Source organism: Arthrobacter sp. 1088 (assembly GCF_031455315.1).
In the GTDB taxonomy this organism is placed as follows: Bacteria; Actinomycetota; Actinomycetes; order Actinomycetales; family Micrococcaceae; genus Arthrobacter.
Genome location: NZ_JAVDSM010000005.1, coordinates 373728 through 380997 on the forward strand (window position 1 = coordinate 373728; position 7270 = coordinate 380997).

The window sequence follows — 7270 nt, forward strand, 5'->3', positions numbered from 1 at the left end:
ATGGATAGCGCCGTCAGGCGAAGCGTTCGAGAATGGCGTTGCCGGAGGGGTCGATGTCATCGTGTGCGAGTTCTGCGACGACCCGGCCGCGGGCCATGACGAGGACGCGGTCGCACATCATCGCCTCGGTGATCTCCGAGCTCGCCACTACGACGGTTCCTCCGGCCTGCGCGAACTCGCGGATGAGTTCGTACATGTCCTCCTTCGCGCCGACGTCTACTCCGCGGGTTGGTTCGTCGCACACGAGGATGCGTGACTGGCGGACAAGCCAGCGGGCCAGGATGGCCTTCTGCTGGGTTCCCCCACTCAGCGTCTTGAGCGGCTGGTTCACCCCGGAGACCTTCATGCCGAGTCGTGCCACCATCTCGCCGGCCACGCCGCGCTCCCGCCGGGACTGGATAACGCTCAGCCGGCTGAACTGCGGAAGGCTGGCCAAGGTGATGTTGCCGGCGACGCCCATGTCCGGGATGAAGCCTGCGGCTTTCCGGTCCTGCGGCAGCAGCCCGATCCCTCGGCGGATCGCATCGCGCGGGGCACGGAAGTCCACTGCTTTCCCGTCGACGCGGATCTCGCCTGAGGTCCGGCGCCGCGCACCCGCGATGAGGCCAGCGAGTTCTGACTGGCCACTGCCGATGAGCCCGGAAATGCCGAGGACCTCGCCTTCATGCAGTTCGAACGACACCTTGTCCACGTACCCCTCCTCGGAGAGGTCGCGGGCTGAGAGGATGACGCTCTCCCGGGGGCCTGCACCGAGGCTGGGTGAGCGTTCCCCGCGCAGGGCCGCCTCGGCAATGGAGCCTTCAAGGCTCTTGCCGACCATTGCCGTGACGACATCGGCGGGTTTGGAGTCTGCAGTCTTCAAATCCGCGGCGTTCACGCCATCGCGCAGCACAGTCACGGCGTCGCAGAGCGAGAAGAGCTCGTCCATGCGGTGCGAGATGTACAGCAGCGTCACACCCTGCTCGGACAGGGACCTCAGGACCGTGAAGAGCCGTTCGACGTCGGGCATCGGCAACGTGGACGTGGGTTCGTCCAGCAGCAGCACCCGGGCGTCCTTGTGCAAGGCCTTGGCCAACTCCACGGCCTGCTGCTCCGCGGTGGAGTAACTTGCTACGGGGCGGCGAACGTCCAGGTCGAAACCCACCCGGTCCAGGGCGGCCCGCGCCTGGGCCTGCATCCGCTGCCAGTCCACGGCCGCGCCGCCGCGCAGTGGCAGCTGGCCCAGGAAGATGTTCTCGGCCACGGACAGGGAAGGAACGAGCGAGAGCTCCTGGTAGATGGTGTGAATACCTGCCTGCTGGGCATCCATTGGATCCCGGAAGCGCTGGAGCTCGCCACCAAGGCGTATGCTCCCCGAGTCCGGTGATTCGGCGCCGGAAAGGATCTTGACGAGCGTGGACTTGCCGGCCCCGTTTTGTCCGGCCAACGCGTGGATCGATCCTCGGCCGACGCTGAAGCTGACACCCTTCAGCGCCTTCACGCCGGGGTAGGACTTGGTGATGCCCTCGAGTTCGAGCTCTGGGGCGCTGAAATGGGATTTCCCCACGGTCCCGGTGGCTGATGCCACCGGTGCCTGGTTGTTGGCGGACATAGATGTTCCTTATCTAGGACTTTCGGGGCCGGGAGGGTTTCGGCGCAAGATTGCTGTCCGGGACGGCAGGTTCTTAATCTTTGGCGCGGACGTACGTGTCACCGGGGACGTAGTATTTGGCCGCGTCAGCGGGCGTCACCACGGTTGTATCGATGTACTTGGTCTTGCCGGGGCACTGGGCCTGGTCACCCTGGACGGCGGCAACTGCCATTCGCACTGCTGCGGCTCCCTGGTCCCAAGGCTGGTTGGATGCATCCGCCTGGAGCGGTCCCTTCGGGTTGTCCACCATCTCCTTGATGGCGCCCATGCCCCCGTCGTAGCTGGCCATGATGATCCCGTCACCCCACAGGCCGGCCTGCTGCAGGCCCTGGACGATGCCGCCGTGCATGACATCGCTCATGCTGTAGACGACCTTGAGGTCGGGGTTGGCGGTGGCGACGTCACGTATTGGGGCCAGGGCCTTGTCCGGTTTCCACTCACCGTACTTGGTGTCAAGCTTGACGGTGGTGACACCGGGGTGCTTCTCCATAATGCGGTTCCATCCGGTCATGAAACCGTTGAACCGAAGGTCGCTCAGCACATCTCCGGGGAAGCCGCCGATACCGACGAGCTTAATCTCGCCCTTCTCTCCGTACTTCTCCAGCGCGCGCTGTGCAGCTACCTCGCCGGCGAGCGAGCCGGTGTGCTCCTGATCCTCGGCAACGTAACAGAACATGTCCGGAACCAAGGACTTATCTACGCTCGAGTTGACCGTCACAACGGGTATGCCCGCGTCCTTCAAGGCCTGAATCGAGGGACCAACGCCAAGCGGATCATTTGGGTTCATAACGACCACGTCCACACCCTTGGTGATCAGGGTCTGCACGTCGGCGTTCTGCCGGACTGTGTCACCGTTGGCGTCCAGCAGCTCCACACGCGCGCCGACCTTGCCGGCCTCGGCCTGGCCGCCCTCAACAAGAGTCTTCCACCAGTCACTGCCGCTGATGCCGCGCTGGCTCCAGCCGATGACCAGCCCCTTGCCGCTTGCCTTCTCCCCCGCGTCGTCCGCGGCAGCGCCGCCCTTACAGCCAGCCAGCCCAAGCATGGAGACCGTCAGGACAGAAGCACACAGTGCCGCTCTGCCAAGTCTCTTGTTTCGACGAATTCCAGTTGTAGTTCTCTGCATGAACAACACTCCCTTGTGTTCGTGATCACCCCAACTTTGGGGCACGAGAGTCACGTTACAGTCTGAGTTAGCGCACTATCAAGAGGCTGGAGGAAAATTTAATGAAGCTGGCGTTTTCCGAATAGGTCCTGCAAAATAAAGGGAAAGTCAGAGGTATCCCATGATCAGGTCAGTGATAGGCATCCTGATTTATCGCTAACTCGGAAGTATCTTTCTTCCCGCGGACGCATCGAAGCGGCCCGCGGCCAACCAGGTAGGACAGATGTGCTGGCACCTTGACGAGAACCCTCCCCCGGAGCAACGGGGACAGTTGCGGCATCCTGATTTGGGGCCAGGCGATCGGCTCCATGAGGGCGCAAGACCGAAGACCACCTTCGCCAAACCTGCCGCAACCGTCATTGATCGTGTATCGATGGTGGATGTTGCCGTACGGGCCGGAGTCTCGACGCAGACCGTGTCCCGGGTGGCGAACGGGAGCCGCGATGTGCACGATGACACCAGGCGGCGCGTCACTGCTGCGATGAATGAATTGGGATATCGGCCCAACAGTGCGGCACGGGCGCTGAGGCGCGGAAGTTTCCGGACCATCGGCGTGATCACGTTCTCGTTGTCGTCCTTGGGGACCATGCGTACGCTTGAGGCAATCGCGCTGCACGCAGCCCGGCAGGACTTCGCCATCACACTGATCCCCGTCACCGCCCCCACCCAAGCCGGTATCCAGGGTGCGTTCTCACGCATCGGCGAACTCGCCGTCGACGCGGTGATTGCCATCATGGAGGTCCACCTCCTCGAGGCAGCGACAGCGACTCTGCCCCCGGGAGTGAGGGTCGTCGTCGTCGATCCCGACGCCGGTGAGCAGTACAGCGTGGTGGACACCGACCAGGCCGGCGGCGCCCGCAAGGCCGTCAAACACCTCCTGGACCTCGGCCACGAAACCGTCTGGCACGTCGCCGGCCCCGAAGCGTCCTTCGCCAGCGAACGCCGCGCGGCCGCCTGGCACGCGGCGCTCACCGACGCCGGCAGGCCTGTCCCGCCGCTGCTGCGAGGCGACTGGTCAGCGGACTCCGGCTACGCCGTCGGTCTGCGGCTCGCCGACGAGCCCGGCTGCACCGCGGTATTCGCCGCGAACGACCACATGGCGCTCGGCATGCTCCGGGCCTTCCGCGAAAAGGGGAAATCAGTTCCAGGAGACATCAGCCTGGTCGGCTTCGACGACGTCCCCGAAGCGTCCTCCTTCACTCCCCCGCTCACCACGGTCCACCAGAACTTCGCCGACGTCGGCAACCAGTGCGTCGACAACGTCCTACAGCAGATCCGCACCAAGACCACCAAACGCGGTGTCACCCTCATCCCCACCCAGCTCGTTGTCCGCCAAAGCACCGCTGTGCCTCCCAAAGCAGCACCCCCGGTTCAGAATTTACGAAGCGACGCGACACATCCACCGGAGGGCCCCATCATCGAACAGGAGACATGAAACCCGTTACCACGTGGTGGGCTTCCCGTGCTTATCCAGCTCCTGAATCTTATGGTTTCTGAGCCGGGTAAGCAGCCAGCTTTCCGCCTTCCCTATCCGGCGTCCCCTCAAAGACAACAGGTCCACCGATACGAGCCAATCCGTATAGGGGTAAGCCTCCAGTTGTAGCTCGATCAGTTGGCCGCCGTTTATCTGGTCCACGATCAGCTGCCGTGGCAAAGTTGCCCACCCCAAGCCCGCCGATGCCATCGAAATGAGAGCCTCATAGTTATCGGCACGCCACACCTGTGCGGACTGCAGGTATTCAGTGGTCGGCAAGCTGGCAGCATGCGCGGTGTAAACAATGTGCCTGTGCGCGCGTAAGTCGTCAAAGCTCACAGTGGTCTTCGCCGCCAACGCATGCCGGGCATGGGCGACGTGGGTGAGGATCAGTTTCCCGAGTTGATGAAACTGAATTTCCCGGGGATACCGGGGCTGGGCAAAAGCAATCCCCAGGGCGGCCTCACCGCGTTGGACCAAGCCGGCGACGTCACCGTGTTCAGGATTTCGGATAACAAGGTCCGTGTGGGGAAAGTTCTCGGCGAATTCCACCAGAACGGCCACCAGGTTCTGGTACGGGATGCCTGCCGCAATGGTGAGGCTCGCCGGGTCGCCTTCCGACATGGCATCCGCGTGGCTTTCCAGTGCTTGGCATCGATCGTAAACAATTAATGCCTCGACCAGCATCGTTTCGCCGGCTGGGGTCAGGGTGGGAATACGTGTCGTCCGATCAAACAACTCCAGCCCAAGAGCTATCTCCAGGTTGGCCACGGCAGCACTGATGGTGGACTGGCTGCGCCCTAATGCTCTGGCCGCAGCGGAGAAGGAACCCCACTTGCAGCTCATCACGAAAGCCTCGACCTGCTCCAACGAGTACCGCATCATCCCTCACCTATCGTCTGCTCGGATAGTAAATCACTTCTTCTGCAGCGTTTGGCGGCATATCGTTGCATGAGCTCGGGCACAGAGTCCCGTCGGAACCACGAAAAGACCTCACCGCCAATGTCCCTGGCGCCGTTGAGGTGAAAGGACCAGCATGAACAACGACCTCGAATATCTCCGCCGCGCCATCATCGTTTCGCGGAACGCCCGGGACAACGGCAACCACCCCTTCGGCGCAATTCTCGTAAACGCCAACGGCGACATCGTCCTGGAAGCTGAGAACACCGTGACAACCGAGAATGAGGTCACAAATCACGCCGAAACCAACCTGGTGCGCTTGGCGTCGAGGTCCATCCCCCACAATGAGCTTCCCAGCCACACCCTGTACACATCCTGTGAGCCCTGCGCCATGTGTGCGGGCGCGATCTACTGGGCCGGCATCGGCCGGGTAGTTTACGGCCTGGCAGAAACCGGTTTGCTGGCGATAACCGGCAGTCATCCGGAAAACCCCACTCTGTCTCACCCCTGCAGGCTTGTATTCGCCGATGGAGGCCGCCCCACCGAGGTCTCGGGCCCGCACATCGAAGAAGAAGCCGCGAAACCACATGCCGGCTTCTGGAACTAAAAGAACGAGGCACCATTTCCCTCAGAGCCGTGCAAGGATGGCCCTGGCCAAGCAATGAGGCGCCTGTCTGGGGCCGAAACAGACCCTAACTCCGGAGCGGGCTGTCGAGCTGCTCCAGCGGGACGTCAGTAGTGATTCAAAAGTCGTCCTTGCCCCCGACTTCCGGATCACCAGGGAGACGGCCCACAGTATCTGCGCCAAGCGCGGACGTTAGGAACCCTCTGCGCTGCCGAGTAAATCCTCTTGGCCCAGCCGAGGGACGTCTACTCGTCCTATTTGGGGGCCGATAACCGACGTTCCGTCCAGCCTGGGAATGAACTACGACCGCGGGCTCCTGCGGCAGAAGCTCACGACTGCGTCCTCTGCGGACTCACGGACGAGCGTGCATTGCGGTCTGCATGGACGAGCCATCGGGGCCGTCCATCGATCAAGTACTCACGTCTGCTTTGCCTGGCGCAGGTACTGGTAAACAGTTTCCCGGCTGATGCCGTAATCGTTGGCCAGGACAGATTTTGGTATTCCGCTGTCCGCCCTTAGCACGAGCTCGGCGGCGCGTTCGGGGCTAAGGCTCCTTTTGCGTCCGTGGTAGGCGCCGCGTTGCTTGGCGAGGGCGATGCCTTCTCGTTGGCGTTCCTTGATGAGGGAGCGTTCGAACTCGGCGAAGGCACCCATGACCGAGAGCATGAGGTTGGCCATGGGGGAGTCCTCCCCGGTGAAGAGGAGGTGTTCCTTGACGAACTGCACGCGTACTCCTTTGCGGGTGAGGCCCTGGACCAAGGAGCGCAGATCGTCCAGGTTGCGGGCGAGCCGGTCCATGCTGTGCACGACCACGGTGTCGCCTTCGCGGGCAAACCGCAGAAGTTCAGCAAGCTGCGGCCTTGCCGTGTCCCGGCCGGAGGCTTTATCCGTGAAGACGCGATCCAGGACTTCGCCATCGAGTTGGCGTTTCTCGTTTTGGTCGAGAGTGCTCACTCGCACGTATCCGATTCGTTGACCATTCACCGGAATCCTCCCGCCGCCGTCCCTTTGAGTTTGAGAGTCCTTGGCAAGCAGCGTCAAGACATTCATGTCCCAACGGCGTCAGAGTGGACAGGCTTCAACGAAGCACCGGGTTCCCGGCCGGCGCTCGAATAGTTCCGGGTTCCAATCGCTTCGGCCAATTGTCCAAAGAACTTTGGACAATTGGGCGGCCAGGCAGGCGTTTTATGCCTTGGCGTTGCCGTCGTTCGGGCCGGCTTCCTTTGCGCAGCGGGTTGCTGCGCAAATGGCTGAAATCCTTGCCGTACGGCGTAAACAGCAAGGGCGATCGCGGGGGAGAGGGCCTGAGGTAGACTCTCAAAAATAAAAGTTAGTTGAAGCTTCAAGCATTAACACGACATAACGTCGGTTATCGGCGTTTGAGTGGGACGAGTAGAAGTAGATGAGATAACTCGTCCAAACCTGTCATGCAGCGTTTTCCCACGTCAGCTACGGGTGTGCTGAGGGTGTCGTCGA

General features: G+C 62.1%; 6 protein-coding genes. 2 read left to right on the forward strand and 4 right to left on the reverse strand.

What is annotated here, in order from left to right; all coding sequences use genetic code 11:
- Nucleotides 1-13: 13 nt before the first annotated feature.
- Together J2Y41_RS10470 and J2Y41_RS10475 are read right to left on the reverse strand one after the other, a co-directional pair.
- Nucleotides 14-1591: a sugar ABC transporter ATP-binding protein gene (locus tag J2Y41_RS10470; RefSeq protein WP_224165863.1), complete on the reverse strand. Its 1578-nt coding sequence runs from the start codon at nucleotides 1589-1591 to the stop codon at nucleotides 14-16.
- Nucleotides 1592-1664: 73 nt separating this feature from the next.
- Entirely contained in the window at nucleotides 1665-2756 is a 1092-nt protein-coding gene (locus tag J2Y41_RS10475) for a substrate-binding domain-containing protein (protein WP_224092724.1), read from the reverse strand.
- A gap of 262 nt (nucleotides 2757-3018) precedes the next feature.
- Between J2Y41_RS10475 and J2Y41_RS10480 the strand changes: the two genes are divergently transcribed.
- Nucleotides 3019-4230 carry a LacI family DNA-binding transcriptional regulator gene (locus J2Y41_RS10480; protein WP_309928364.1) on the forward strand — a complete coding sequence of 404 codons (1212 nt, stop codon included), beginning with the start codon at nucleotides 3019-3021 and terminating at the stop codon, nucleotides 4228-4230.
- A 6-nt stretch (nucleotides 4231-4236) separates the two neighbouring features.
- On the opposite strand, the gene J2Y41_RS10485 is transcribed toward J2Y41_RS10480, so the two are convergent.
- Nucleotides 4237-5154, reverse strand: coding sequence for a LysR family transcriptional regulator (locus tag J2Y41_RS10485; protein WP_309928365.1), 918 nt, complete (start codon nucleotides 5152-5154; stop codon nucleotides 4237-4239).
- 151 nt (nucleotides 5155-5305) lie between these two features.
- Here J2Y41_RS10485 and J2Y41_RS10490 point away from each other — a divergent pair, with 151 nt between their 5' ends.
- Nucleotides 5306-5776 carry a nucleoside deaminase gene (locus J2Y41_RS10490; protein ID WP_309928366.1) on the forward strand — a complete coding sequence of 157 codons (471 nt, stop codon included), beginning with the start codon at nucleotides 5306-5308 and terminating at the stop codon, nucleotides 5774-5776.
- A gap of 435 nt (nucleotides 5777-6211) precedes the next feature.
- Here J2Y41_RS10490 and J2Y41_RS10495 read toward each other — a convergent pair whose 3' ends face one another.
- Nucleotides 6212-6778: a recombinase family protein gene (locus J2Y41_RS10495; protein ID WP_224093937.1), complete on the reverse strand. Its 567-nt coding sequence runs from the start codon at nucleotides 6776-6778 to the stop codon at nucleotides 6212-6214.
- Nucleotides 6779-7270 lie beyond the last annotated feature (492 nt).